This is a genomic window from Streptomyces sp. NBC_00670 (assembly GCF_036226765.1).
In the GTDB taxonomy this organism is placed as follows: domain Bacteria; phylum Actinomycetota; class Actinomycetes; order Streptomycetales; family Streptomycetaceae; genus Streptomyces.
In genome coordinates, this window is sequence record NZ_CP109017.1 from 2,700,210 (window position 1) to 2,724,591 (window position 24,382).

At 72.5% G+C, this 24,382-nt stretch carries 23 protein-coding genes and 2 tRNA genes; 15 read left to right on the forward strand and 10 right to left on the reverse strand.

Features of this window, described 5'->3' with window-relative positions; all coding sequences use genetic code 11:
- Positions 1 to 257 precede the first annotated feature (257 nt).
- Positions 258 to 2,201 (forward strand): putative bifunctional diguanylate cyclase/phosphodiesterase, encoded by a 1,944-nt coding sequence (locus tag OIE12_RS11905; protein WP_329134542.1) that lies wholly within the window; start codon positions 258 to 260, stop codon positions 2,199 to 2,201.
- Between the two features lie 53 nt (positions 2,202 to 2,254).
- Here OIE12_RS11905 and OIE12_RS11910 read toward each other — a convergent pair whose 3' ends face one another.
- Entirely contained in the window at positions 2,255 to 3,358 is a 1,104-nt protein-coding gene (locus OIE12_RS11910; protein ID WP_329134544.1) for an LLM class flavin-dependent oxidoreductase, read from the reverse strand.
- A gap of 181 nt (positions 3,359 to 3,539) precedes the next feature.
- Complete coding sequence (locus tag OIE12_RS11915; RefSeq protein WP_329134545.1) at positions 3,540 to 4,271, reverse strand: maleate cis-trans isomerase family protein; 732 nt, start codon at positions 4,269 to 4,271, stop codon at positions 3,540 to 3,542.
- Between the two features lie 194 nt (positions 4,272 to 4,465).
- Between OIE12_RS11915 and ehuB the strand changes: the two genes are divergently transcribed.
- The 6 genes from ehuB to OIE12_RS11945 all read left to right on the forward strand — a co-directional run bounded on the left by ehuB (position 4,466) and on the right by OIE12_RS11945 (position 8,749).
- Entirely contained in the window at positions 4,466 to 5,374 is a 909-nt protein-coding gene (gene ehuB / locus OIE12_RS11920; protein WP_329134547.1) for an ectoine/hydroxyectoine ABC transporter substrate-binding protein EhuB, read from the forward strand.
- Positions 5,375 to 5,389: 15 nt separating this feature from the next.
- Positions 5,390 to 6,133, forward strand: coding sequence for an ectoine/hydroxyectoine ABC transporter permease subunit EhuC (gene ehuC, locus OIE12_RS11925; RefSeq protein WP_329134549.1), 744 nt, complete (start codon positions 5,390 to 5,392; stop codon positions 6,131 to 6,133).
- Positions 6,130 to 6,774, forward strand: coding sequence for an ectoine/hydroxyectoine ABC transporter permease subunit EhuD (gene ehuD / locus OIE12_RS11930; RefSeq protein ID WP_329134550.1), 645 nt, complete (start codon positions 6,130 to 6,132; stop codon positions 6,772 to 6,774). Before ehuC ends, ehuD begins: the two co-directional genes overlap by 4 nt.
- Complete coding sequence (ehuA, locus tag OIE12_RS11935) at positions 6,764 to 7,594, forward strand: ectoine/hydroxyectoine ABC transporter ATP-binding protein EhuA (RefSeq protein ID WP_443053803.1); 831 nt, start codon at positions 6,764 to 6,766, stop codon at positions 7,592 to 7,594. The genes ehuD and ehuA overlap by 11 nt, the downstream gene beginning before the upstream one ends.
- A gap of 226 nt (positions 7,595 to 7,820) precedes the next feature.
- The gene (locus tag OIE12_RS11940; protein WP_329134554.1) at positions 7,821 to 8,579 is read left to right on the forward strand and encodes an IclR family transcriptional regulator; all 759 of its coding nucleotides are present in this window, start codon (positions 7,821 to 7,823) and stop codon (positions 8,577 to 8,579) included.
- Between the two features lie 96 nt (positions 8,580 to 8,675).
- Positions 8,676 to 8,749: transfer RNA gene (locus OIE12_RS11945), tRNA-Lys, on the forward strand.
- Between the two features lie 60 nt (positions 8,750 to 8,809).
- Here the strand turns inward: OIE12_RS11945 and OIE12_RS11950 are convergent.
- Entirely contained in the window at positions 8,810 to 9,667 is an 858-nt protein-coding gene (locus tag OIE12_RS11950) for an SPFH domain-containing protein (RefSeq protein ID WP_329134555.1), read from the reverse strand.
- Between the two features lie 162 nt (positions 9,668 to 9,829).
- Here OIE12_RS11950 and OIE12_RS11955 point away from each other — a divergent pair.
- The 3 genes from OIE12_RS11955 to OIE12_RS11965 all read left to right on the forward strand — a co-directional run bounded on the left by OIE12_RS11955 (position 9,830) and on the right by OIE12_RS11965 (position 13,990).
- Positions 9,830 to 9,903: transfer RNA gene (locus tag OIE12_RS11955), tRNA-Lys, on the forward strand.
- Between the two features lie 341 nt (positions 9,904 to 10,244).
- Positions 10,245 to 12,044: a glycosyltransferase family 2 protein gene (locus OIE12_RS11960; protein WP_329134557.1), complete on the forward strand. Its 1,800-nt coding sequence runs from the start codon at positions 10,245 to 10,247 to the stop codon at positions 12,042 to 12,044.
- Positions 12,041 to 13,990 carry a kelch motif-containing protein gene (locus OIE12_RS11965; RefSeq protein ID WP_329134558.1) on the forward strand — a complete coding sequence of 650 codons (1,950 nt, stop codon included), beginning with the start codon at positions 12,041 to 12,043 and terminating at the stop codon, positions 13,988 to 13,990. Before OIE12_RS11960 ends, OIE12_RS11965 begins: the two co-directional genes overlap by 4 nt.
- 42 nt (positions 13,991 to 14,032) lie before the next feature.
- On the opposite strand, the gene OIE12_RS11970 is transcribed toward OIE12_RS11965, so the two are convergent.
- Both OIE12_RS11970 and OIE12_RS11975 read right to left on the reverse strand, forming a co-directional pair.
- Entirely contained in the window at positions 14,033 to 14,977 is a 945-nt protein-coding gene (locus OIE12_RS11970; protein ID WP_329134560.1) for an NAD-dependent epimerase/dehydratase family protein, read from the reverse strand.
- Between the two features lie 124 nt (positions 14,978 to 15,101).
- The gene (locus OIE12_RS11975; RefSeq protein ID WP_329134562.1) at positions 15,102 to 16,007 is read right to left on the reverse strand and encodes an oxidoreductase; all 906 of its coding nucleotides are present in this window, start codon (positions 16,005 to 16,007) and stop codon (positions 15,102 to 15,104) included.
- A gap of 122 nt (positions 16,008 to 16,129) precedes the next feature.
- Between OIE12_RS11975 and OIE12_RS11980 the strand changes: the two genes are divergently transcribed.
- A complete protein-coding gene (locus OIE12_RS11980; RefSeq protein WP_329134564.1) occupies positions 16,130 to 17,002 on the forward strand; it encodes a helix-turn-helix domain-containing protein in 873 nt (290 codons plus the stop codon).
- Here OIE12_RS11980 and OIE12_RS11985 read toward each other — a convergent pair.
- The 4 genes from OIE12_RS11985 to OIE12_RS12000 all read right to left on the reverse strand — a co-directional run bounded on the left by OIE12_RS11985 (position 16,999) and on the right by OIE12_RS12000 (position 20,086).
- A complete protein-coding gene (locus OIE12_RS11985) occupies positions 16,999 to 18,027 on the reverse strand; it encodes a glycoside hydrolase family 6 protein (RefSeq protein WP_329134566.1) in 1,029 nt (342 codons plus the stop codon). The genes OIE12_RS11980 and OIE12_RS11985 overlap by 4 nt on opposite strands.
- Positions 18,028 to 18,102: 75 nt before the next feature.
- Positions 18,103 to 18,771: a class F sortase gene (locus OIE12_RS11990; RefSeq protein WP_329134567.1), complete on the reverse strand. Its 669-nt coding sequence runs from the start codon at positions 18,769 to 18,771 to the stop codon at positions 18,103 to 18,105.
- Between the two features lie 5 nt (positions 18,772 to 18,776).
- Positions 18,777 to 19,193, reverse strand: coding sequence for a hypothetical protein (locus OIE12_RS11995; RefSeq protein WP_329134569.1), 417 nt, complete (start codon positions 19,191 to 19,193; stop codon positions 18,777 to 18,779).
- Positions 19,194 to 19,306: 113 nt separating this feature from the next.
- Entirely contained in the window at positions 19,307 to 20,086 is a 780-nt protein-coding gene (locus tag OIE12_RS12000) for an HAD-IIA family hydrolase (protein WP_329134571.1), read from the reverse strand.
- Between the two features lie 258 nt (positions 20,087 to 20,344).
- Between OIE12_RS12000 and OIE12_RS12005 the strand changes: the two genes are divergently transcribed.
- The 3 genes from OIE12_RS12005 to OIE12_RS12015 all read left to right on the forward strand — a co-directional run bounded on the left by OIE12_RS12005 (position 20,345) and on the right by OIE12_RS12015 (position 22,202).
- The gene (locus OIE12_RS12005) at positions 20,345 to 21,433 is read left to right on the forward strand and encodes a Gfo/Idh/MocA family protein (protein WP_329134573.1); all 1,089 of its coding nucleotides are present in this window, start codon (positions 20,345 to 20,347) and stop codon (positions 21,431 to 21,433) included.
- A gap of 89 nt (positions 21,434 to 21,522) precedes the next feature.
- Complete coding sequence (locus OIE12_RS12010) at positions 21,523 to 21,786, forward strand: type II toxin-antitoxin system VapB family antitoxin (RefSeq protein ID WP_329134575.1); 264 nt, start codon at positions 21,523 to 21,525, stop codon at positions 21,784 to 21,786.
- Entirely contained in the window at positions 21,783 to 22,202 is a 420-nt protein-coding gene (locus OIE12_RS12015; protein ID WP_329134576.1) for a PIN domain nuclease, read from the forward strand. Before OIE12_RS12010 ends, OIE12_RS12015 begins: the two co-directional genes overlap by 4 nt.
- On the opposite strand, the gene OIE12_RS12020 is transcribed toward OIE12_RS12015, so the two are convergent.
- Positions 22,203 to 22,751 carry a winged helix-turn-helix transcriptional regulator gene (locus OIE12_RS12020; RefSeq protein ID WP_329134579.1) on the reverse strand — a complete coding sequence of 183 codons (549 nt, stop codon included), beginning with the start codon at positions 22,749 to 22,751 and terminating at the stop codon, positions 22,203 to 22,205. It abuts the gene before it with no gap.
- A 148-nt stretch (positions 22,752 to 22,899) separates the two neighbouring features.
- Between OIE12_RS12020 and OIE12_RS12025 the strand changes: the two genes are divergently transcribed.
- A complete protein-coding gene (locus tag OIE12_RS12025) occupies positions 22,900 to 24,303 on the forward strand; it encodes an MFS transporter (protein ID WP_329134581.1) in 1,404 nt (467 codons plus the stop codon).
- Positions 24,304 to 24,382 lie beyond the last annotated feature (79 nt).

The following is a 24,382-nucleotide window of genomic DNA, read 5'->3' on the forward strand; positions in this document are numbered from 1 at the left end:
GCGCGCGGGGTGGACGCTCGGGCGCCCCTCCGCACGCACGCCCGACCCGCGCCCCGATGCACCGAAGGCTCACGGAACGTCACATGCGGTCGGCATGTGAACGAACCGGACCAACGGCGAGCAGAAACGATCCCCCAGGTTCGGCCGACCCCGGAAGGCCCCGGACGGCGGCTGGAAGGCAGGGGGTACAACCTCTATGATCGGCACACTTTCCTGCGAGATCCGTACGATGAACGAGTGCACTGCGGGAGCGAGCGGTGAGCGGAACGTCCGAAGGACCGGCACCCGCGGCAGAGCCCGGCCGAACCGACGTCACGGAGTGTGACGACAACGGATCCGTCGCCGCGTTCGCCGAGGCGCCGCTGGCGATGGCGGTCGTCGACCGCGAGGGGCGGGTGGTCACCGCCAACAGGGCGCTGGCCGCCCTGCTGGGCAGGGCCGCGCCCGGCACGGGTACGAGGGCCGACGGCGGGAGCGCCGCCGAGCGCTGGGCCGGCGACGACGCCGACGACGGCCTCACCGGCCGGGCCGCCGCCGACCTCGTCGACCTCGCCTCCGACGCCCGTACCTGGCACACCTACCGGGAGGTGCTGCGCGGCCGGCAGTCCCGGCTGCGCTGCACGCGCCGGCTCAAGCACCCCGACGGCCATTCGCTCTGGGTCCAGGTGACCGTCACCCCGCTGCCGCCGGCCCGGCGGGCGGTCCTGCTGTCGGTCACGGACATCAGCGCCCGCCGCGAACTCCAGGCCCGGCTACGGCACTTGCAACTGCACGACCCGGTGACCCGGCTGCCCAACCGCACCCTGTTCTTCGAACGCCTGACGGCCGCGCTGGAGGCGGAGTCCTACGCCGAGGGCACCGGCCGGATCGGCCTGTGCTACCTGGACCTGGACGGCTTCAAGGCGGTCAACGACACCCTGGGCCATCGCCTCGGCGACCGCCTCCTCACCGCCGTCGCCGACCGCCTCACCCGCTGCGCGGCGGAGACGGTCCGGGGCCGCCAGGGCGACGCCGCCGGCACCGCGAACGCCGAGGGCGGCGCGCCGGTGGCCGGCGGGGCGCCCCTCGTCGCCCGGCTCGGTGGGGACGAGTTCGCGTTGCTCGTGGAGGGGTCCACCGGGACCGATCAGCTCGCCGAGCTCGCCGAGTCGGCGCTGGAGGCGTTGCGCGCGCCGTTCGAGCTCGCGGAGCACCGGGTGTCCGTGTCCGCCTCGATCGGCGTCGTCGAGCGGCGGGCCGCCGGGACCACCGCGACCGCGCTGATGCAGGACGCCGACACGACGCTGTACTGGGCGAAGGCCGACGGCCGGGCGCGCTGGACGCTGTTCGATCCGGAGCGCAACGCGCACCGGATGACCCGTCAGGCCCTCGCCTCCACCCTCCGCCCCGGCATCGAACAGGGCGAGTTCGCGCTGGAGTACCAGCCGCTCGTCGGCATGACGGACGGCCGCGTGCACGGCGTCGAGGCACTGGTGCGCTGGCACCACCCGCAGTTCGGGGCGCTCGCGCCGAATCGGTTCATCTCACTCGCGGAGGAGGACGGCTCGATCGTCCAGCTCGGCCGCTGGGTGCTGACCACCGCGTGCCGGCAGGCGCGCCGCTGGCAGCTGGACCACCCGGACGCGCCCCCGCTCTTCGTCAGCGTCAACGTGGCGGTGCGCCAGATCTGGGACTCCGACCTGGTGGCCGACGTGGCCCGGACGCTCGCCGAGACGGGCCTGCCCCCGCATCTGCTCCAGCTCGAACTGACCGAGTCCGCGCTGACGGGCTCGGCCGGCCGCCCGCTCCAGGCCCTCGAAGCCCTCAGCGACATGGGCGTACGCATCGCCATCGACGACTTCGGCACCGGTTACTCCAACCTCGCCTATCTCAGCCGGCTCCCGGTGAACGTCCTGAAGCTGGACGGCTCCTTCGTCCGCGGGTTCCAGTACGAGGCCCCCGGCGCGGGCACCGGCACACCGGGCCCCGGGCCCGGCGAGCCGTCGGCCAGCCCCGCCGACGAGGTGATCGTCGAGGCGATGGTGCAGCTCGCGCACCGGCTCGGGCTGACGGTGATCGCCGAGTGCGTGGAGACCTCGGCGCAGGCCGCCCGTCTGCGCGCCATCGGCTGCGACACCGGCCAGGGCTGGCTGTACTCCCGCCCGGTCCCGCCGGACCGCATCTCCGACCTGCTGGCGACGGCGGCGGTGGGCAACGCGTAGGCGCCGCCCACGGGTTGGTCAGCCGGCCGTCGGCAGTCCGTACGCGTCGGCGATCAGCCGGCCGTCGGCAACCCGTACGCGTCGGCGATCAGTTCGTAGGACCGCACCCGTACGTCGCCGCTGTGCGCGTTGGCCGTGAGCATCAGCTCGTCGGCGCCGGTGCGCTTCTGGAGGTCGTTGAGGCCGGAGACGACCTCGTCGGCGGTGCCGTGCACGACGTTGGCGTTCCAGGAGTCGAGGAAGTCCCGCTCCATCGGGCTGAAGTCGTACGCCTCCGCCTCCTCCGGCGTGGGCACGAGGCCGGGGCGGCCGGTGCGCAGCCGGACCATGTTGAGCGCGGCGGCCAGCACCTGCCGGCGGGCCTCCTTCTCGTCGTCCGTGGCGAGCGCGGAGACGCCGATCAGCGCGTACGGCTCGGCCAGCACCTCGCTCGGCCGGAACGTCTCGCGGTAGAGGTCCAGCGCGGGGACGGTGTTCTGCGCGGAGAAGTGGTGGGCGAAGGCGAACGGCAGTCCGAGCGTGCCGGCGAGCCGGGCGCTGAAGCCGGAGGAGCCGAGCAGCCAGATCGGCGGCCGGTGCGGGGACTGCACGCCGCCGGGCGAGGTCGCCTGGACGGGGCCGGGCACGGCGTGGATGCGGCGGTAGGGGTGGCCGTCGGGGAAGTCGTCGTCGAGGAAGCGGGTCAGCTCCATGAGCTGCTGCGGGAAGTCGTCGGCGCCCTCGTTCAGCCGGTCGGTGCGGCGCAGGGCGGCGGCGGTGGCGCCGTCGGTGCCGGGGGCGCGGCCGAGGCCGAGGTCGACGCGGCCCGGCGCGAGCGCCTCCAGCGTGCCGAACTGCTCCGCGATGACCAGCGGGGCGTGGTTGGGCAGCATGACGCCGCCGGAGCCGAGGCGGATGCGCTCGGTGTGGGCGGCGAGGTGGGCGAGGATCACGGCGGGCGAGGAGGAGGCGACGCCGGGCATGGAGTGGTGCTCGGCGACCCAGTAGCGGTGGAACCCGCGCGACTCCGCGAGCCGGGAGAGCGCGACGCCGGTGCGCAGTGCGTCGGAGGCGGTGCGGCCGGCGCCGACGGTGACCAGGTCGAGTACGGAGAGGGGCACGGGGGCCGTGCCGTGTGCGGTGCCGCGGATTCCGTCCGCCGCCGTGCCGTCTGCCACCGGGTACCTCCTGCTGCTCGTACGCGTACGCGTCACGCTGTGACCGTGTGCGTAACAGGAGGGGGTCCCCGGTTATTCCGGCCGCAGGGGCTTTCCGCCCCCGCCGCCCTTACTCGCGCCCACCGCGGCGGAGCCGCGCAGAAGGTACAGCCCCGCGCCCCTTACGGGGGCGCCGCACCCCTCACACCTGCACGATCGGTTCTCGTGTGAACAACGCGCCCAGCCTTGGCGCGTTCACCCGGCGGTCGGCCAGGCGCAGTGCCTCCCACACCGTGACCTGGTTCGCCGTGAGGACCGGTTTGCCGAGCGCCTGCTCCAGCTCCTCCACGCACGCCGCCGTGTGCAGCGCCGTGTTCGGCAGGAGTACCGCCTGCGCCTGCGCGTGGTCGCCCTCGCGGGCCAGCCGCAGGACGTCCTCCGGGCCCCACCGGGCGACCTCCGCCGCCGTCCCGACGCCCGCGCCCCGTACGGCGACGACCTCGATGCCCGCCGCGCCCAGGAAGTCCGCGAACAGCCCGGCGACGTCCTCGGGGTACGTCGCCGCGACGGCGACACGCTGCGCGCCGACCTCCTGGACGGCGCGCACGAACCCGAAGGACGTCGCGGAGGCCGGCATCCCCGCCGCGCGGGCGAGGTCGCGGATCTGGTCGCGCGCGCCGTCCCAGCCGTGCACGAAGCTGCCGCTGGTGGAGGCGAGGACGACGGCCTCCGCACCGGACAGGCGCAGCCGTTCGATGCCGGCGGCGAGGTGCTCCGGGGAGCCGAGTTCGCGGAGGGCACCGACGTGGTGGGCGTCCTCGCCGATCTCCGTGTGCACGAGGTCGACCCGGACGTCGCTGCCCAGAAGCTGCTCGATGCGGGGGTAGTCGTCCTCGGCGGAGTGGCCCGGATAGAGGAGTCCGAGTGCGGTCATGCCCAACCTTTCTGCTGCTGCCCGTCCCTGGCCCGTCCCTGCCCTCTGCCCGTTTGGCGCGAAACGGAACGGTCTCCTTTCGGACAACGTTGGATCACATCTCCCGGTCGGCCCGCATGCCTCGCGGAGATCGGGCAGGGGCCACTACTGGCCTGCGTCCGGCAGGCCAGTGGTAGCCGTTCCCAGGAGGCCGAGTGTCCACATCGGAGTTCCCCAACCTGTCCCGCCGGGGTTTTCTCACCAGAACCGCTGCCGTCGGTGGCCTGATCGCCGTCCCCGGACTGCTGACCGCGTGCAGCAAGACGGACACCGGCAGCGACGGCGAGGGCTCGAAGCTGGAGCAGCTCAAGAAGCAGGGCTACGTGAAGGTGGCCTACGCCAACGAGGCGCCCTACGGCTACAAAGAGGACGGAAAGCTCAAGGGTGAGGCACCCACCCTGCACCGCGAGATATTCAAGGCCCTCGGCGTGGACGAGCTGCGCCCGACGTTCTCGGAGTGGGACGGCCTGATCCCCGGTCTCCAGGCCGGCAAGTACGACGTGATCAGCGCCGGTATGGCGATCATCCCCGAGCGCTGCGAGAAGGCGCTGTTCTCGGAGCCGGAGTTCATCTCGCCCACCGCGATGATGGTGAAGAAGGGCAACCCGAAGAACCTGACCGACCTGGCGTCGGCGAAGAAGGCCGGGGTCACCATCGGTGTGATGTCGGGCGCGGTGGAGAAGGGCTACGCCACCTCCGCCGGGATTTCCGACGGCGACATCAAGACGCTCCAGAAGCCCCAGGACGGCGCGGACGCGGTCAAGGGTGGCCGGATCGACGCCTTCCTGCTCACCAGCATCTCGCTGAACTGGCTGGCCAAGAACAACAGCGGCCTGGAGGTCACCGAGGCGTTCGTCCCGGAGATCGACGGCACCAAGCAGTACAGCCCGGGCGGCGCCGTCTTCCGCAAGGGCGCCGAGGAGCTGCGGGACGCGTTCAACGAGCAGCTGAAGAAGATCACGTCCGACGCGGACCGCTACGTCGACCTCATCGGGGAGTACGGCTTCGGCAAGGAGACGATCCCGCCGGCCAACCTGAAGACCGCCCAGCTCTGCAAGGCCTGACGGGAACCGCTGCCCATGGGTGACTTCTACTCTTATTTCTTCGACCATTTGTCGAACGTGTGGTCGGGGCTGGCGGTGACGGTCGAGGCCACCGTCTTCGGGGCGGCCGTCGCCCTGGTGCTGTCCTTCGTGTTCGGTTTCATGGCGGACAGCCGGCTCGTGCTGGTGCGGGGGGTGGCACGGGTGATCGTGGAGTTCTTCCGCGGCACCTCGCTGTACGTCCAGCTGTTCTGGCTCTACTACGCGCTTCCGCTGCTCTTCGGCTATGAGCTCGCACCGCTGTTCTGCGGTGTCGTGGCGTTCGGCATGAACTACGGCGCCTACGGGGCCGAGGTGGTGCGCGGTGCGCTGAAGGCCGTGCCGAAGGCGCAGTTCGAGGCCGCCGTGGCACTCAATCTGACGCCGGTCCAGCGGATGCGCCGGGTCATCCTGCCGCAGGCGTGGGTGCAGATGATCCCGCCGTTCACCAATCTGCTGATCCAGCTGCTGAAGGCGACGCCGCTGCTGTGGCTGATCACCGCGGCCGATCTGACGATGGTCGTCCAGCAGATGCGTGACCGCACCGGCGCGACGACCTGGGCGTATCTGACGCTGCTGGTGATGTACTTCGTCCTCGCCTATCTGCTGACCCTGTTGATGAACGTCCTGGAGCGGCGCGCCAAGGTCCGGCTCGGGCAGCGCCCGGACGCCCGCGGCCTGCTGCGCACCCGCAGCGCCGAGTCGGCGCGCGCGTCCGAGATGGCGGGAGGCTCCCTGTGAACTACGACTGGGACTGGGGGGCCGTCGGGGACTCCTGGCCACTGCTGTGGGACGGCTTCAAGACGACCCTGCTGGCCACGGTGCTCGGCACCGTGGTCGCCACCGTGCTGGGGCTGCTGGTCGCCATGGCCGGGCGGGCGCCGACCCGGCTGGTGAGCGTTCCCGTGCGGGTGCTCACCGAGTTCGTCCGCTCCACGCCGCTGCTGGTGCAACTGGTCGGCGCCTACGCGGTCTTCCACACGGTCGAGCCGCTGACCATCGGCATCGTGGTGCTCGGAATCCACTACGCCTCGTACATGTCGGAGGTGTACCGGGCGGGCATCGACGCCGTGCCGAAGGGGCAGTGGGAGGCGTGCCGGGCGCTGTCCCTGTCGCCGCGCCGCACCTGGCAGGCCGTGATCCTGCCGCAGGCCGTGCGCAACGTGCTGCCCGCGCTCGGCAACTACGCCATCGCCATGTTCAAGGAGACCCCGTTCCTGGCCGTCATCACGGTCCAGGAGATGGTCGCCGGAGCCCGCGAGTACGGCGCCACCCACTTCACCTACGCCGAGACGTTCACCCTGGCCGGGCTGATCTTCCTGGCGGCGAGCTATCCGACCTCGCTTCTGATGAGAAAACTGGAGAAGCGCCTTGGCCACTGACCCCCTGCAGAAGACTCCGGCCTCCGAGCCCGCTCCCGGCGCGGCGGACGCCCCCGGCGACCTCGTGCGCTTCGACCACGTGGTCAAGCGCTTCGGGGACCACACCGTCCTGGACCGCCTCGACTTCGCCGTCCAGCAGGGCGAGCACGTCACGCTGATCGGGCCGAGCGGCTCGGGCAAGACGACGATCCTGCGGCTGCTGATGACCCTGGAGCGCGTCAGCGACGGCGTGATCTGGGTGGACGGCGAGCCGCTGTCGCACATGCGGGCGTCGGACGGCACCCTGAAGCCCGCCAACGAGAAGCATCTGCGCCGGATGCGCGCGCAGATCGGCATGGTCTTCCAGCAGTTCAACCTGTTCCCGAACATGAACGTGCTGCGGAACATCACCGAGGCGCCCGTCAGCGTCCTGGGCCTCGGCCGCGAGGAGGCCGAGGAACGGGCGCGTGGCCTGCTGGAGCTCGTCGGGCTCGCCGACAAGATCGACGCGCATCCCTCGCAGCTCTCCGGCGGCCAGCAGCAGCGGGTGGCGATCGCCCGGGCGCTGGCCATGCGGCCGAAGATCATGCTCCTCGACGAGGTGACCTCGGCCCTCGACCCCGAGCTGGTGGCGGGCGTGCTCGACCTGCTCCGGGAGATCGCCCGGACCACCGACATCACCCTGCTGTGCGTGACCCACGAGATGGGCTTCGCCCGGGACATCTCCGATCAGGTGCTGATGTTCGACTCCGGTCGTGTCATCGAGTCCGGCCCGCCGGAGAAGCTCTTCGGCGAACCGGAGCACGTGCGCACCAGGGAATTCCTCAGCGCGGTGCGGTGACGGCCGAGCGCGGGGGCGGCAGGGGGACGGCCGCGCGGGAAGGGCGGTCGTCCGAGGTCACGGCCGACCGGGGATGACCGCGGCATGTGCCAGGGTGGTGCGCCGCTGCTGAGAGGCCCGTACGCCCTCGCGAATCTCCGCAACAGCCGCACCCCCGCCCCCGCTCCGGCCCTATCGTGGAGGGCACAAGCCGTCCGGAGAATGGCCCGGAGCGCAGGGGGAGACCGTGGCGCTGACCCAGGAACCGACCGCCCCGTACCGCTCGGCCCAGGACGCGCTGCGCGTCCTGGAGTCCGTCTCCCGGCGCCCCGCCGGGGTCACCGCCGCGGAACTGGCCCGCCGCACCGGCCTGGGCGGCGACCGGCTGGCCGCGCTGCTGCGCATGCTCCGCGACGAGTCCTACGTCGCCCGCACCGCCGACGGCGCCTACGTCACCGGCGCCGCCCTCGGCCTGCTCGGCACCGCGCACGGCCGGGAGCGCGCGGTGCGCGTCAGGCTCCAGCACACCCTGGACCGGCTGCGCGACTCGGTCGGCGCGGCGATCTACGTCAGCCGCTACATCGACGGCGAGGTGCGCATCACCCAGTGCGCGCAGAGCCCGGCCGCGCCCGCGGTGCACGAGTGGGTCGACTTCCGCTCCGCCGCCCACGCCAGCGCGATCGGCAAGAGCCTGCTCGGCCAGCTCGACGTGGGCGGCCGGCGCGACCACCTCTCCCGGCACCGGATGGCCCGGCTCACCTCGCGCACGATCACCAGCGAGCGCGCCCTGCTGTCCCGGCTGGCCGCCCAGCCGCCGACGGTGCCGGTGCTCGACCTCCAGGAGTACGCCGTCGGCACGGTCTGCGCGGCGGTGCCGATCACCGCGGGGTCCGCGGTGGGCTGCCTGGCCCTGTCCCTCCCCGCCCGCCAGGCCCACCGCCTGCGCCAGGCGGCGGACCGCCTGAACCGGAGCGCGGCACCGGTCCTGCTCTCCCTGACGCTCTGAGCCGGCCGCCGGGCCGCCCGTGGTCGGCAGCACCCCCACGGACCAGGTACTATTTTTCTCGTCGCCGGAACGCGAAAGCGCGACGGCGGGAGTCATGCGCCGCTAGCTCAGTTGGTTAGAGCAGCTGACTCTTAATCAGCGGGTCCGGGGTTCGAGTCCCTGGCGGCGCACCGAAGAGAGGCCCCTCGCACAGCGGGGGGCCTCTTTCGTAAGCCGGCAGTCAGGACCCCCTACCCCTCCAGCTCCGCCATCCTCCGCCCCCGCAGCCACTCCGCGACCCCCTCCGCATACGCGACCCCCACCACCCGCACCGCGCACACCTCCACCCCCACCGCCTCCGCATCCCCCGCCACCGTCCTGGTCACCGCATCCCCCACCGCGCCCCCGTCCCGCAGGCTCACCCCGCCCCGTACGGCCGAGCCGCCCACCGGCACCCTCGGGACCACCCGCGCCAGCGCGGCCTCGACGCACTCCTCCAGATAGCGCCGGTAGTCCTCGACGCCGCGCACCGCGCGCGCGGCGTCCCGCACCCGCCACGTCACCCACACCGTCACCGACAGCTCCAGCCCGTTCGCGTCGCACACCGGCACCGGGCCACTCCGCCAGTGCCGCAATCGCGCCTCGACCCGGCGCCGCGGCACCCACGAACGCACCCGCATCCACCCCGCGCGCCCCACGCGCCCGCGCGCGAGCCCCCCGCACCCGACGAGGCCCAGCAGTCCCGCCCCGCCGTACGCCACCCACTGGGCCGGCCCGAGCCCCGAACCCGCCCGCCACACCGGCCCCGCCAGCGGCGGCAGCACCCCCGCCCACCAGGACGTGAGCACACACCCCGTCGCCCCGCACACTCCCGCCAGCACACCGAGCGCCCCGGGCAACACCCGTACGGACCGCTCACCACCGCCCCCGCCCTCACCCACCGGCGGTGGCGGCACCACCGGTGGCCGGGGCACCTCCGCCACTCCCCCGGCCCCCGCGCCCCCGGCCTCGTCCCGGAACAGCAGATGAACGGGGATCTCCCACGTGGACTCGCCGTGGATGACCCGTCCGTGCCGCGGCCCCTCCGTCCGGGAAGTCGTCGTACTCATCGATGCCCTCCAAGCCTCCGCGCCACGGGCGTGCCCTCTCCGCACGACGGCCAGTTTCCCGGCGTTCCGGACAAACCGCACGCCCACCGCGCGAACGGTGTACGCACTCGCCGGTGGTCCGGAGCACCCCGCGGCGTCCGGTAAGGTTTCCGGGGTCAGCAGGCGCCGCTAGCTCAGTTGGTTAGAGCAGCTGACTCTTAATCAGCGGGTCCGGGGTTCGAGTCCCTGGCGGCGCACGACCGGAAAGGCCCCCCGTGGGAGCGGGGGGCCTTTCCGCGTTCCCACGAGTCCCACGCGCCCGGCACGTTTCCGGGCGACACGTTTCCCGGCAGCGAGACGAATAGACGTCTCAATACGAACATACGACCGGAAACCCCTACGTTCCGCGTATTGCGTTCATGCCGGACACCGTAGAACCCTGTACACGACACGCGGCCGCCCCCCACGGGCGGCCCAAACGGCTGTCTCAGCACGGCAGTTGGGGGGATACCGGTCACCGCACGCGGGAGAGGGGTCCCGCACGCCGGCCGGTGCACGACCGAGACCACGCACCCGTGTGCGTGCAGGGGGATGACTCATGACGTCGACGCCGACAGGCGCCCGGCAGCACTATCACCACACCCACACCCACACCCGAGACCGAACCCAAGCCCGCATCCAACCCCGGACACCCACACCCACCCCCCTGCCGAAGTACGACTACGAGCACCACAGCAGACTCGCCGGCCCCCTGACCCAGCCGGATCCCGACCGGCCCTACCGGGTCCGCTACCGCTCCCTCCTCGCCCAGGAGCCGCACCGTCTGCGCGCCGCGCTGATGCTGGGCGCGGCGCCCCTGCTCTCCCTCGTCCTCCTGGGCTGGCTGCTCCAGCCCGCCCACTGGACCCGCCGCGACCATCCCGCCCACGGCTACCTGCCGGTCCTCGACGTCGTGATGCTCGTCGCGATCGGCCTGATCGAGTTCTTCCGCTGCCTGAACGTGCTGTCCAACGCGCACGCCACCCTGGTCGCCCGCGATCCCGTCCCCGTGGTCCCCGAGACCGGCACCCGCGTCGCGTTCCTCACCAGCTTCGTGCCCGGCAAGGAGCCGCTGGAGATGGTGACGAGAACCCTCCAGGCGGCCGTCCGGCTGCGGCACCGCGGCCTGCTGCACGTCTGGCTGCTCGACGAGGGCGACGACCCGGGCGTGAAGGAGGTCTGCGCACGCCTGGGCGTGCACCACTTCACCCGCAAGGGCGTCGCCCGCTGGAACCGCCCCACCGGGGCCCACCGCGCCAGAACGAAACACGGCAACTACAACGCCTGGCTGGACGCGCACGGCGCCGAGTACGACTTCTTCGCCTCCGTCGACACCGACCACGTCCCGCTGCCCAACTACCTGGAGCGGATGCTCGGTTACTTCCGCGACCCGGACGTCGGCTTCGTCATCGGCCCGCAGGTCTACGGCAACTACGACACGTTCGTCACCAAGGCCGCCGAGTCCCAGCAGTTCCTCTTCCACGCCCTGATCCAGCGCGCCGGGAACCGCTACGGCGCCCCGATGTTCGTCGGCACATCCAACGCCGTACGCATCCGGGCGCTCCGGCAGATCGGCGGGCTGTACGACTCCATCACCGAGGACATGGCCACCGGTTTCGAGATGCACCGCCACCGCAACCCGGCCACCGGCCGCAAGTGGCGGTCGGTCTACACGCCCGACGTGCTCGCGGTCGGCGAGGGCCCGGCCGCCTGGACGGACTTCTTCACCCAGCAGCTGCGCTGGTCGCGCGGCACGTACGAAACGATTCTCAAGCAGTTCTGGAAGGGCTTCTACTCGCTGCCGCCGGGCCGGTTCCTCAACTACACCATGATGATCGTCTTCTATCCGCTGTCGGCGCTCAACTGGATTCTGGCGGCGCTGAGCTGCGCTCTGTTCCTCGGGCTCGGCGCCTCCGGTGTGAACATCGACCCGACGGTGTGGCTGATGCTGTACGGCAACGCCTCCGCGCTCCAGGTCGGGCTGTACGTCTGGAACCGCCGGCACAACGTCTCGCCGCACGAGCCGGAGGGGTCGGGCGGGGTGGCCGGCATGGTGATGTCGGCGCTGTCGGCCCCCGTCTACGCGCGCTCGCTGGCGGACGCGGTGCTGCGCCGGCGCAGCCGGTTCGTGGTGACGCCGAAGGGCGACTCGGCGAGCCCGGACACGCTGTTCGGCACCTTCCGCATCCACCTCTTCTTCGTCGCCGTCTTCGGCGGGTCGATCGCCGCGGGGATCGTCCGCGGCCACGCCCACCCGGCCATGCTGACCTGGGCCTGTCTCGCCCTGCTGATCACCGCCTCGCCGATCCTCGTCTGGCGCTGGTCGCTGCGGCGGGAGAAGGGGAGGGCACGCGCATGACCGGTCACGCGGTCTTCCGCCGGCGCGCCCGCCGGCTGGGGTTCGGCGCGGTGGTGGTGCTCGCCCTCGCCGGGATGAACGGCCCCTGGCTGTACCGGTACGGAACGGCGCGCTACCACGAGTACGCGATCAACCGGTCGTCGTACAAGGCCGAGAACGGGCACTGGGACATCGTCGAGTTCCCCGAGGAGTACCGGCAGGACACCATCCACGCGGCGCTGCTGCACACCGGGAAGGTGCTGCTCGTCGCCGGGTCCGGCAACAAGCAGGAGAACTTCGACGCCAAGAGGTTCGACACCCGGCTGTGGGACCCGGTGAAGGGGACCATCAAAAAGGTCCCCACCCCCACCGACCTGTTCTGCACCGGTCACACCCAGCTCGCCGACGGCCGTCTGCTGATCGCGGGCGGCACCAAGCGGTACGAGAAGCTGAAGGGGGACGTCACCAAGGCGGGCGGTCTGATGATCGTCCACAACGAGAACCCGGACAGGCCGATCACCCTGCCCGCCGGAACGGTGTTCACGGGGCGCTCCCACCACAAGACGTATCTCTCGAAGGACCCGGTGCTCGTGCCCCGCGCGAAGAAGGTGTTCGACCGCAGGACCGGGACGTTCCTGCACAACGACGCCGGGCTCGGCCGCGTCTACGTCGAGGCGCCGCACAAGGGCGCGAAGTACGAGACCGGCACGCAGGACAACTACCGGGTGCGGGGGCTGACCGGTGCCGACGCGCGCAACACCTATGGGATCGCGCAGAAACTCGCCCTCGACAAGAAGGACTTCCAGGGGATCAGGGACGCCTACGAGTTCGACCCGGTCGCCGAGAGGTATATCAAGGTCGACCCGATGCACGAGGCCCGCTGGTACCCGACGCTCACCACGCTGAGCGACGGCAAGGTGCTCGGCGTCTCCGGGCTCGACGACATCGGGCAGCTCGTCCCCGGCAAGAACGAGATCTTCGACCCGCGCACCAGGAAGTGGACGTACACCAGGCGGACCCGGCAGTTCCCGACCTACCCGGCGCTGTTCCTGACCCGCACCGGACAGATCTTCTACTCGGGTTCCAACGCGGGGTACGGCCCGGACGACGTGGGCCGGGAACCCGGCCTGTGGGACGTGGCCTCGAACACCTTCACACCGGTGCCGGGGCTGAGCGATCCGGAGCTGATGGAGACCTCCGGGACGGTGCTGCTGCCACCGGCGCAGGAGGAGAAGTACCTGGTCGTCGGGGGTGGCGGGGTCGGCGAGTCGAAGCGGTCCAGCCGGCGGACCCGGTTGGTCGACCTCCGCGCGCGGCATCCGCGCTTCGTGGACGGGCCGTCGCTGGAGAAGGGGACGCGCTATCCGCAGTCCTCGATCCTGCCCGACGACACGGTGCTGATCTCCGGTGGCTCGGAGGACTACCGGGGGCGCGGCGGCTCCGACATCCTCCAGGCCCGGATCTACGACCCGGACACGCGCTCCTTCCGTCGGGTGGCCGACCCCCTGGTGGGCCGCAACTACCACTCGGGGTCGATCCTGCTGCCGGACGGGCGGGTGATGTTCTTCGGCTCGGACTCGCTGTACGCGGACCGGGCGAACACGAAGCCGGGCAGGTTCGAGCAGCGGATCGAGATCTATACGCCGCCGTATCTGTACCGGCGGGGCAAGGGGGCGCGGCCGGAGCTGTCCGGCGGGCCGACGACGATCCGGCGGGGCGGGTCGGGGACGTTCCGCAGCGCCGACGCGTCGGCGGTCCGGGCCGCCCGGCTGATCCGCCCGAGCGCGTCGACGCACGTCACGGACGTGGACCAGCGGTCGGTCGCGGTGGACCTCAAGGTGTCCGGGAACCGGGTGACGGTGACGGTTCCCCGGAGCCGGAACGTGGTGCCGTCCGGCTGGTACATGCTGTTCGCCACGGACGCACTGGGCACGCCGTCGAGGGCACGGTGGGTCCGGGTGCCGTGACGGACCCCGATGCCGTGCCCCTGCGCACGCCCGCCCCCCGGCTCAGCGCGCGTTGCCCGCCCGCAGCCAGGCGAGGTAGTCGGCGGCGGCCCGCTCGGTGTCGTACTCGGGCCGGTAGCCGGTGTCCTGCCGCAGCCGGTCGATGTCGAAGACCATGTGCGGCGCCCCGCCCCCGGCCGGGAGGTCGACCCGGGCGTCCGGGACCACCTTCCTGATCGCCGCGGCGATCTCGCCGTTGGTCGTGGCCCGGCCCGAACCCACGTTGTACGTACGGTGGTTGAGCCGGTCCGCGAGCTGGAGGAGGGCGATCGCCCGGCCGGTGTCCTTGACGTAGTTCAGGTCGAGCCCGTCCTCGGCGTGGGCCGGCCCCATGAGCCCGGACAGGTCCGGCGCGGTGCCGCGGGCGGCGGCGTGGACGAGGGCGGGGGCGGCGAAGAACGGGTCGGAGTGGCCGAGCGGGCCCCAGGTGCCGGAAATCCGGTAGTTGACGATGTCGAGGTCCGCGGCGTCGGCGAGGTACCCGCCCAGCATCTCACCGACCTTCTTGAAGGTGGGGATCGAGACGGGCGCGCTCAGCGTCAGCGGGGCGTCCTCGCGCAGCGGGCGGTCGTGCGGGATGCCGCCGTAGACCCCGATCGTGCTGGCCAGGCCGAGGCGCCGGACGCCCCACTCCTGCGCGGCCTGCACGATGTTCAGCAGCCCGTCGAGCGACCGCCGGGTCGCCTCGACCGCCGCCTCGGGCGCTGGCTGCCAGGGGTACGACCCCGCCAGGTGCACGATGCCCGTGATCCCGTGCCGGTCCCCGAGCCCGAGCAGGGTCTCGCGGTCGGTGACGTCGGCCTGCTCCACGACCACCCCCTCCCCGTCCAGGAAGGAGGGGAGCGGGCGGGCGTTGCGCTGGACGACGAGGCACTTCTCGCCCTGGTCGAGCAGCGCGCGCACGGTGTGGGATCCGATGAAGCCGAGGCCTCCGGTGACGAGGATCATGGCGTACCCCTTCGGGCGGAAGTAAGCGGAACGTTGTTCCAATTACTTTACGGAACGATGTTCCGTTTCGCAAGCGGGGGGCGTGCGTGTGGCATGGCCGGGCGGCCGGCTCGCCGGGGCCGGATCAGAAGCCCGGTGCGCTCACATGGGCCACCTTCTCCAGCGTCGCCAGGTCCTCGGCGTCCAGCCGGAGGGCGTCGACCGCGAGGTTCTCCTCCAGATGGGCCACCGAGCCGGTACCGGGGATCAGGAGCATGCGGTCGTAGTGGGCGAGCAGCCAGGCGAGCGCGATCTGCGAGGCCGAGGCGCCGTGCCGTGCGGCGACCGACGCGATCGCCGGGTCGGCGGCGAGCGCCTTCGGGCCGCCCGTGAACGCCGAGCCGAGCGGGTAGTAGGGCACGTAGGCGATGCCGTGCTCCCGGCAGAGGTCGACGACCGCCTCGTCCGTGCGGTTGGCGATGCCGTACGCGTTCTGCACCTCGGCGACCGGGGTGAGCGCGAGCGCGGCCTCGACGACCTCGGCGGAGACGGTCGAGAGCCCGATGAGGTCGAGCTTGCCCTCGTCGCGCAGCTCGGTCAGGGCGCCGAGCTGCTCGGCGAGCGGTACGGGGTCCGGGCCGCCGCCCCCGACGCCGAACCGCATGTTCACCAGGTCGATCCGCTCCACCCGCAGGGTGCGCAGGTCCTGCTCGACGGTCCGGCGCAGCTGCTCCGGGCGGGAGGCGCGCACCCAGCCGCCCTCCGCGTCCCGGACCCCGCCGACCTTCGTGGCGATGACGAGGTCGTCCGGGTAGGGGTGCAGCACCTCGGCGACGAGTTCGTTGACGACGTCGGGTCCGTAGGCCTGCGAGGTGTCGATGTGGTTGACGCCGAGCTCGATCGCGCGGCGCAGTACGGCGCGGGCGGCGTCCGGGTCCTTCGGCGGGCCGAAGACCCAGGGTCCGGCGAGCTGCATCGCGCCGAAGCCGACGCGGCGCACGGTGCGGTCGCCGAGGGGGGCGGTCTGGCTGATCCTGCTGATCTCGTTCATGCCTCGACTGTCGGACGCGGGCGCCGCACCCACCAGTGGTGGCCGCAACCTGGGACGCACAGACCCACCCTCGGACGCGGGGACCCCCCTTCTCCACCGCACCCCGGCCGTACCGTGGAGGCATGGCGAACAACGCTGAGCTGCGGGAGTTCCTGCGTACCCGGCGGGCGCGGGTGCGGCCCGAGGACGTCGGGATCGAGACCGGCGGGCGGCGCCGTGTGCCGGGGCTGCGGCGCGAGGAGGTCGCGATGCTGGCCGGGGTGAGCACGGACTACTACACCCGCCTCGAACAGGGGCGGCGCCGGATGCAGCCGTCCGACCAGGTCCTCGACGCGCTCGCCCGCGCGCTGCGGCTGGCCGACGTCGAGCGGCGGCATCTGCACCGCCTCGTGCGGTCGTCCGTCGCGGCGGCCGCGCCCGACGGGCCCCGGCTGCCGCCCCTGGACGAGGGGATGCGGATGATGCTCGACAGCATGCCGATGCCGGCGATGGTCATCGACTCGCGCGGGGACGTGCATGCGATGAACCGGCTGGGGCGGGCGTTGCTGGTGGGGCTCGAACCGATGCCGTCGCAGGCGTCGAGCCATGTGCGCTGGCTGTTCCTGGATCCCGCGGCGCGGGAGCTGCTCGTCGAGTGGGAGGTGATCGCGCGGGTGAGTGTGGGGGTGCTGCGGGAGGCGGCGGGCCGGTATCCGCGGGATGCGCGGTTGCGGGAGGTCGTGGGGGAACTGTCCCTGGCCAGCGCGGAGTTCCGGGGGTGGTGGGCGGAGCACGAGGTGGAGGTGCGGTGCCGGGGGATGAAGCGGTTCCGTCATCCGGTGGTGGGGGCGCTCGAACTGCACGTGGAGGCGCTGCGGTTGGAGGACGGGGAGCGGTGGGTGTACGCGTACGGGGCACGGGCGGGGTCGGCTTCCGAGGAGGGGCTGCGGTTGTTGGGGGCGTGGGGGGCTGGGGGGTTTTCTTCGCCCCTGCCGCCCCTGACGGGGCGCCTCTAGCGGGGCGTCGCCCGGGCCAAGGACAAGGCGTAGCTCGGCCACCAGGCGCCTGCCGCCGGGCCGCCCTTGCAGGTGCCGTCCGATTCGCCGGGGTGTTTGATCCAGAGGTAGGCGGTGACCGAGGGGTCGCCCGTCCGGACCGTGGGGGGTGTGCCCAGGGCTCGGCCCGGGGGGTTGCACCAGCGTTCGGTGGGGGCGCCGGACTCGTACGGGCCGTTGCCGTTGCGGCTGGTGTCGACGACGAACGGTTTGCCGTCGACCTTCGCCGACAGCTCCTTGCCGTACGCCACCGACTCCCGCGTCCGGTAGAAGTTGGCGACGTTGACCGCGAAGCCGTCCGCCCGCCCGATCCCGGCCCGGCGCAGCGCGGCGGGGACGCGGTCGGGGCGGCCCCAGCCCGCGTTTCCCGCGTCGAGGTAGACGGAGGTGTTCCGCAGCCCCACCAGCGTGGCGACCGCGCCGTTCAGCAGGTCGTACCGCTCCTCGTGGAGCTCGCGCGGTGTGCAGCCGTCGACCATGTGCGGCACCGCGTCCGGTTCCAGCACCACCAGTGCCCGTCGGTCCCCGATCCCCCGGGCCACCGCCGCGACCCACGCCCGGTAGGCGTCGCCGTCCGCCGCGCCGCCCCGCGAGAACTGTCCGCAGTCGCGGTGCGGGATGTTGTACAGCACGAGCACCGCCGTACGGTCCGCCTCGCGCGCCGCCTCGGTGAAACCGCGCGCCTCCGCCTCGGGGTTCTCGGGGCCGATCCACTCCGCCGTCGGCTGCTCGGCGATCCTGCGGAGCCGTGCGGCCTCGGCGGTCCGCCCGGCCTTCTCGTACGCGGCGACCTGGCGGGCCGCGGTGCCGTCCGGGTTCACCCAGAACGGGTCGCCGTCGCCGTCGGGCCGCTGCCCGACCGGAGCGCCCACCGCCCGGGTCCCCTCGACGCCGTCCCCGCTGTCGGACGAGGAACACCCGGGCGCCAGCAGCATCCCGGCCCCCGCCACGGCGACGGCCACGGCCGTCCGCCCCCTCCGGTACATCCAACCCCCCACGGGTGTAGCGCAGTTGGCACCAATCCTGACATATCCCGCCGTCTCACGCTGCCTCACGCTGTCTCAGGTGAGGATCCCGGTGAGGTACGCCGACACCACCACGTTGGCCGTGTACGTCCGGCTCGCCTCGTCGAACGTGCCGCCGCACGTGATCAGCCGCAGCTCGGCGCGGCCGGCCTTGTGCGGCCCGTACGCCTCGCGGGCGTCGAAGTGGTCGCGGGCCAGCACCTGGACGCCCTCGACGGTGAACTCGGCGACCCGGTCGTCCTCCCGTACGACCCGGATCCGCTGTCCGGGCCGCAGCGTGCTCAGCCGGTAGAAGACGGCGGGCCGCGTCTCGGTGTCGACGTGTCCCACGATCAGCGCGGTCCCGACGGCGCCGGGTCGCACCCCGTCCTCGTACCAGCCGACGACGCCGGGCTTGTCGAACGACGGCGGCACGATCGCGCCCTGTCCGTCGAGGCCGCGCGGTACGACGGGGGCGCGGATGTCCAGCGCGGGGATGTCGAGCCGTCGCGGGGCCGCCGCGGTGAGCGGGCGGGCGGCGGGCGGCAGGGCGACGTCGACCGGCCGGCCGACCGCGGCCACGTCACCGGTGGTGGGCGCCGACACCCCGAGCCGGAGGTCGGTCAGGGCCTGCCCCCACAGCCACAGTCCCAGCAGCACCAGCGCCCAGGTCACCCCGGTGACCACCCGGCCGGTGCCCGGGGCGCGTCCGCGGCGTACGTTCATGGCACTCAGCCCCTGCCGGGCCGGCGGACCCGCGCCGCGAGCACCGCCGAGACCACGGCGACCCCGGCGAGCAGCAGACCGGCGACGAGCTGACGGGGGCCGGGCCCGGTCTCCCCGCCCCCGGCGCGCGGGGCGGACCCGGAGCCGGTGACGTGCGCCGCGTAGCCGCCACCGGCGGGAACGGGCGCGACGGGGGAGGCCGGAGCGGCGGAGGCCCGAGCGGAAGAGGCCGGAGCGGGGGAGACCGGAGCCCGGTCCGGCGAGCGGCCGGCGGACGCGACGACCCGGCCGCCACCGCTCCCCGCACCACTCGGCGCACCACCCGGCGCACCGTACGCGGCCGGAACCACCGGCCCCGACACGAGGGCGACCGCCCCGACCACAAACACCCCGGCACGCACAGCGACCGAAACCGAACCCATCGTGAACCTCCAGACACCTGGAGATTCCCCCGCCGCCCCCCGCCCCGCATCCGGAGCCCGCAAGGTCTACGCCGAACGAGTGACGCGACGTTTGGGCAGCACCAGCGGGCCGGTCAGATCCTGTCCACCAGATCCGCGATCGAGTCCACGATCTTCGACGGCCGATACGGATAGTCCTCGACCTGGTGCGGCCGGGTCAGCCCCGTGAGCACCAGGAACGTCTGCATCCCGGCCTCGATGCCGGCGAGGACGTCGGTGTCCATCCGGTCGCCGATCATGGCGCTGGTCTCGGAGTGCGCGCCGATCGCGTTGAGTCCGGTGCGCATCATGAGCGGGTTGGGCTTGCCCGCGAAGTACGGCTTCTTCCCGGTGGCCTTGGTGATCAGCGCGGCCACGGCGCCGGTGGCGGGCAGCGGGCCCTCGGTGGAGGGGCCGGTCTCGTCGGGGTTGGTGCAGATGAAACGGGCGCCGTCGTTGATCAGCCGGACGGCCTTGGTCATGGCCTCGAAGGAGTACGTGCGGGTCTCGCCGAGGACGACGTAGTCGGGCTCGTGGTCGGTGAGGACGTATCCGATGTCGTGCAGCGCGGTGGTCAGCCCCGCCTCGCCCAGGACGTACGCCGTGCCGCCGGGCCGCTGGTCGTCGAGGAACTTGGCGGTGGCCAGGGCGGAGGTCCAGATGTTCTCCAGCGGCACGTCGAGCCCCATGCGCCGCAGGCGGGCGTGCAGGTCACGGGGGGTGTAGATGGAGTTGTTGGTCAGCACGAGGAAGGGCCGCCCGGACTCCCGCAGCTTCTTCACGAAGGCATCGGCCCCGGGAATCGGCACCCCCTCATGAATGAGCACCCCGTCCATATCGGTGAGCCACGACTCAATGGCCTTGCGCTCTGCCATGTCCACATCTCCCGCCATAAGCCCAACCGTGTCCCCCCAGCGTATCGATCACCTATTCCCCCTCCGTTGAGGGCAGCGCCCCGCAGGGGCGCGGGGAACTGCGCGAGAAGCCCCACCGGCGCTCAGCCGACAACGAGCCCACGGGGTCCAAGGGGCGGAGCCCCTTGAAAGGACGGGAAGGGTAGGGGCGGCGGGGGCGAAATCCCCCCACGAGCACCCACAGACACCCCACCGCCCCCCATCTGCCAAGGTGACCCCATGACCCGCAACACCCACGAACCCCTCCGCACCGCCCTCATCGGCTACGGCCTCGCCGGCTCCGTCTTCCACGCCCCCCTCATCACCGCCACGGAAGGCCTCACCCTCGACACGGTGGTCACCGGCAACCCCGACCGCCAGGCCCAGGCCCGCACCGAACACGGCCCCCACCTCCACCTCACCCCCACCCCCGACACCCTCTGGCCCCGTGCCCACGAGCTCGACCTCGTCGTCATCGCCTCCCCCAACCGCACCCACATCCCCCTCGCCACAGCCGCCCTGGAGGCCGGCCTCCCCGTAGTGGTGGACAAACCACTCGCGGCCACGGCCGCGGAAGCCCGCACGCTCGCCGCCCTCGCGGAGACCCGCGGCCTCCTCCTCTCCGTCTTCCAGAACCGCCGCTGGGACAACGACTTCCTCACCCTCACCAAGCTCCTCGCCGACGGCACCCTCGGCGACATCACCCGCTTCGAGTCCCGCTTCGAACGCTGGCGCCCCCGGCTCAAGGGCGGCTGGCGCGAGTCCGGCGACCCCGCGGAGATCGGCGGCCTGCTGTACGACCTCGGCAGCCACGTCGTCGACCAGGCGCTGCAACTCTTCGGCCCCGCCGCGACCGTCTACGCGGAGTCGGACGTCCGCCGCGAGGGCGCGCAGGCGGACGACGACACGTTCATCGCGCTCACGCACACCAGCGGCGTCCGCTCCCACCTGTACGTCTCGGCGACCACCCCCCAGCTCGGCCCCCGCTTCCGCGTCCTCGGCTCGAAGGCGGGCTACGTCAAGTACGGCCTGGACCCGCAGGAGGCGGCCCTGCGCGAGGGCGCCCGCCCCGGCGCGACGGACGAGCCCTGGGGCACGGAACCGGAGGAGGCGTGGGGCCGCGTCGGCAGCGGAGAGTCCCCCGCGACCGGCGGCGGCCGTCCCGAGCCGACGCTTCCCGGCGACTACCCGGCGTACTACGCCGCGATCGGCGCCGCCCTCCGCGGCACCGCCGAAAATCCGGTCACCGCCCTACAGGCCGCCGCCGCCCTGGACGTCCTGGAGGCCGCCCACCGCTCGGCCCACGAGAAAATCACGGTCCGGCTGTAGCCACCATCGCTCCCCCGAGAACAGATATCGTTTCCCCACCCCAATCCGATATCGTTCATCGTGTACATCGTCGTCCAGGAGGTTCCGGCATGTCGCGCACCGTGATTGATCTCGACGATCAGATGGTCTCCGAAGCCATGCGCATCTACGGGACGACCATAAAGGCGAAGGCCGTCCGGATGGCGATGGAGGATGCGGTCAAGCGTCATCTGCGCCGGGAGTTCGCCGAGGCGGTACGCAGCGGAGAGCTGGACTTCGGCGAGATCGTGGCCGCCACCGGGACCCGCGACGCCGCCGGGACGGACGACTCCGCCGGCCCCACTCACCGCACGGGGCCGGGAGCCGCCGCGTGACCGAGCGGTTCCTGGCGGACAAGTCGGCTCTGGCCCGCTGGAACCAGCCGGTGGTGGGCGCGGTGCTGGACGATCTCGACGAGCGCGGCCTCCTTGCCATCTCCGCGCCGATCGAGTGGGAGCTGACCTGCAGCGCGCGTAACAAGGCCGAGGGCGAACGGATCCGACTCCTGCTGTACGGCTTCGATCTGCTGCCCACCACGGACGAGGTCTGGGACCGTGCGCTCGCCGTCCAGCGCGAGGCGCTCGCCCGCGGCGTCCACCGCTCGCTGTCGATGGCCGATCTGCTGATCGCCGCCACGGCCGAACGACACAAGGTCACCGTCCTTCACTACGACGGTGACTACGACACCATCGCGTCGATCACCGGACAGCGCACCCGCTGGGTGACCCCGGCAGGCACGGCCGACCGCTGATCAACGGCCACCGGCCGCCTCAGGCTCCGTCGTGAACGGTTGCAATAGGCGCCTCGGGTGGAGCAGGGCGCGGCCGATGGGGTCGGTGGGGTGGGGGTCGAGGCCCGGGCCGGGGAGCATCTCGATGTCCTCGACCGGCACGACCGTGCCGCAGGCGGGGCATTCGCCGTACGGGCCGAGCTCCTGGTCCGTGCCGCACGTGGCGTGCCGGAAGACGCGGAGCTGCGGCCCCGCGAGGTGCTGCCGCCCCCACAGGCCCAGCGCCCGCACCGTGGGCCACAGTGCGAGGCCGCGCGCGGTGAGCACGTACTCGTCGCGCGGCGGCGACTGCTGGTACCGCCGCTTCTCGAGGATCCCGTGGGCGATCAGCGTCTGCAGCCGCGTGGCGAGGACGGCGCGCGGGATGCCGAGGTGGGTGAGGAAGTCGTTGTACCGCCGCACGCCGTAGAGCGCGTCGCGCACGACGAGCAGCGTCCACCGCTCACCGATGACCTCGAGCGCCGTGGCGAGCGAGCACTCCTGCGACGCGTAGTCCTTGCCCAGTGCCATGCCTCTACTGTAACCACTTCTCCCCTCCTTGGTTCGATGACCGAACCTACCCGTGCTAGGGTCACGGACATCCAAGGTTCGTTCATTGAACTCACTCGCCTCGGGCCCGACGCCCGACGCCCGCCCCGCAACCGAAGGACAGGCCGTCATGCCCCAGTTGGACCGCCCCGCGTCCGGCACGGTGGACCCGGCGTCCACCCCCGCCGCGCCCCCTTCCCCCACCGCGCCCGCCACCCCGCGCCCGGCCGCCACCCTCGCCCTGACCAGCGCCGCCACCGCCACCGCGCTGATGACGTACACCGTGCCGCTGGTGACGCTGCCCGACACCGCCGCCGCCCTGCACACCTCCCTGTCGGCCCAGGCCTGGCTGCTCAACGGCACCCCGCTCGGCCTCGCCGCACTGCTGCTGGTCGCGGGCAGCCTGGCCGACGACTACGGCCGCCGCCGCGTCTTCCTGGCCGGCACCCTCGCCCTCGGCATCACCACCGCGCTGGGCGCCCTCGCCGGCTCCACCTGGCTGTTCACGCTGGCCCGCGTCGCCCAGGGCGCGGCGAGCGCGGCCCTGCTCGCCAGCAGCCTCGGCCTCCTCGTCCACGCCTTCCCGACCCCGCGCGAACGGCTGCACGCGACCGGCGTGTGGGGCGCGTTCGTCAGCGGCGGCATCGCGGTCGGCCCGATGCTCGCCGGCGCCCTGCCCGGCTGGCGGCTCGTCTACGGCGTCCTCGGCGCCGCCGCGCTGGTGATCGCCGCGCTCTCCGCCCGGACGCTCACGGAGTCCCGCGCCCCGCGCGGCGGCCGCCCCGACCTGCCCGGCGCCGCCGTCTTCAGCCTCGCCCTGGTCTCCCTGGTCGCCGCGCTCACCCTGGGCCGCGACGGCTGGCTGCGCACCCCGGTGTGGCTGCTGCTGGCGGCGACCGTCGTCCTGCTCGCCGTCTTCGGACTGGTCGAACACCGCTCCCGCACGCCGATGATCGACCTCTCCCTGCTGCGCCGGCCGCGCTTCCTCGGCTCGTCGGCGGCCGGACTGTTCACGGGCCTCGCGGTGATCGGCATGTTCAGCTATCTGCCCGCGCTGCTCCAGCGGGGCATGGGTCTGACGGTGCTGGACTCGGCGTGGCTGATCCTGCTCTGGTCCGGGCTGTCGTTCGCGGTCGCGCTCCAGGCGAAGCGGCTCGCGGGCCGGGTCGCGGCGCGCCACCAGCTGGCCCTGGGCTTCGTCCTGCACGCGGTGGGCGTCCTGACCATGCTGGGCGCGTTCGGCGCGGGTTCATGGACCCGGCTACTGCCCGGCCTGGTGGTGAGCGGCGTGGGCAGCGGCCTGCTCAACGCCGCGCTCCCCCTGGTCTCGGTCGACTCGGTCCCCCCGGACCGCGCGGCCATGGGCTCCGGCGCCCAGCAGACCTTCCGCTACATCGGCTCCTGCGCGGGCGTCGCCCTGACGATAGCCCTGGTCACCTCCTCCGGCTCCCTCTCCCACGGCGCGAACGTGGCGATGCTGGTGTCGGTGGCCCTGGCGGGCGCGGGCGCGGCAACCGTGGCGACGCTGAAGTAGGGCGCACGTGGGGGCGCGCGTAGGGGGGCGCCCCCCACGAACAACAACCCCCCGACCTGGAAGGCGCCCCCGCCCGAAG

Coding starts and splice junctions, on each gene's coding strand:
- OIE12_RS11915 (WP_329134545.1), bottom strand. CDS start 4,271: ATGACCGCACTCGGACTCCTCTATCCGGGCCACTCCGCCGAGGACGAC.
- ehuC (WP_329134549.1), top strand. CDS start 5,390: ATGGGTGACTTCTACTCTTATTTCTTCGACCATTTGTCGAACGTGTGG.
- OIE12_RS11950 (WP_329134555.1), bottom strand. CDS start 9,667: ATGAGTACGACGACTTCCCGGACGGAGGGGCCGCGGCACGGACGGGTC.
- OIE12_RS11960 (WP_329134557.1), top strand. CDS start 10,245: ATGACGTCGACGCCGACAGGCGCCCGGCAGCACTATCACCACACCCAC.
- OIE12_RS11965 (WP_329134558.1), top strand. CDS start 12,041: ATGACCGGTCACGCGGTCTTCCGCCGGCGCGCCCGCCGGCTGGGGTTC.
- OIE12_RS11970 (WP_329134560.1), bottom strand. CDS start 14,977: ATGATCCTCGTCACCGGAGGCCTCGGCTTCATCGGATCCCACACCGTG.
- OIE12_RS11975 (WP_329134562.1), bottom strand. CDS start 16,007: ATGAACGAGATCAGCAGGATCAGCCAGACCGCCCCCCTCGGCGACCGC.
- OIE12_RS11980 (WP_329134564.1), top strand. CDS start 16,130: ATGGCGAACAACGCTGAGCTGCGGGAGTTCCTGCGTACCCGGCGGGCG.
- OIE12_RS11985 (WP_329134566.1), bottom strand. CDS start 18,027: ATGTACCGGAGGGGGCGGACGGCCGTGGCCGTCGCCGTGGCGGGGGCC.
- OIE12_RS11990 (WP_329134567.1), bottom strand. CDS start 18,771: ATGAACGTACGCCGCGGACGCGCCCCGGGCACCGGCCGGGTGGTCACC.
- OIE12_RS11995 (WP_329134569.1), bottom strand. CDS start 19,193: ATGGGTTCGGTTTCGGTCGCTGTGCGTGCCGGGGTGTTTGTGGTCGGG.
- OIE12_RS12000 (WP_329134571.1), bottom strand. CDS start 20,086: ATGGCAGAGCGCAAGGCCATTGAGTCGTGGCTCACCGATATGGACGGG.
- OIE12_RS12005 (WP_329134573.1), top strand. CDS start 20,345: ATGACCCGCAACACCCACGAACCCCTCCGCACCGCCCTCATCGGCTAC.
- OIE12_RS12010 (WP_329134575.1), top strand. CDS start 21,523: ATGTCGCGCACCGTGATTGATCTCGACGATCAGATGGTCTCCGAAGCC.
- OIE12_RS12020 (WP_329134579.1), bottom strand. CDS start 22,751: ATGGCACTGGGCAAGGACTACGCGTCGCAGGAGTGCTCGCTCGCCACG.
- OIE12_RS12025 (WP_329134581.1), top strand. CDS start 22,900: ATGCCCCAGTTGGACCGCCCCGCGTCCGGCACGGTGGACCCGGCGTCC.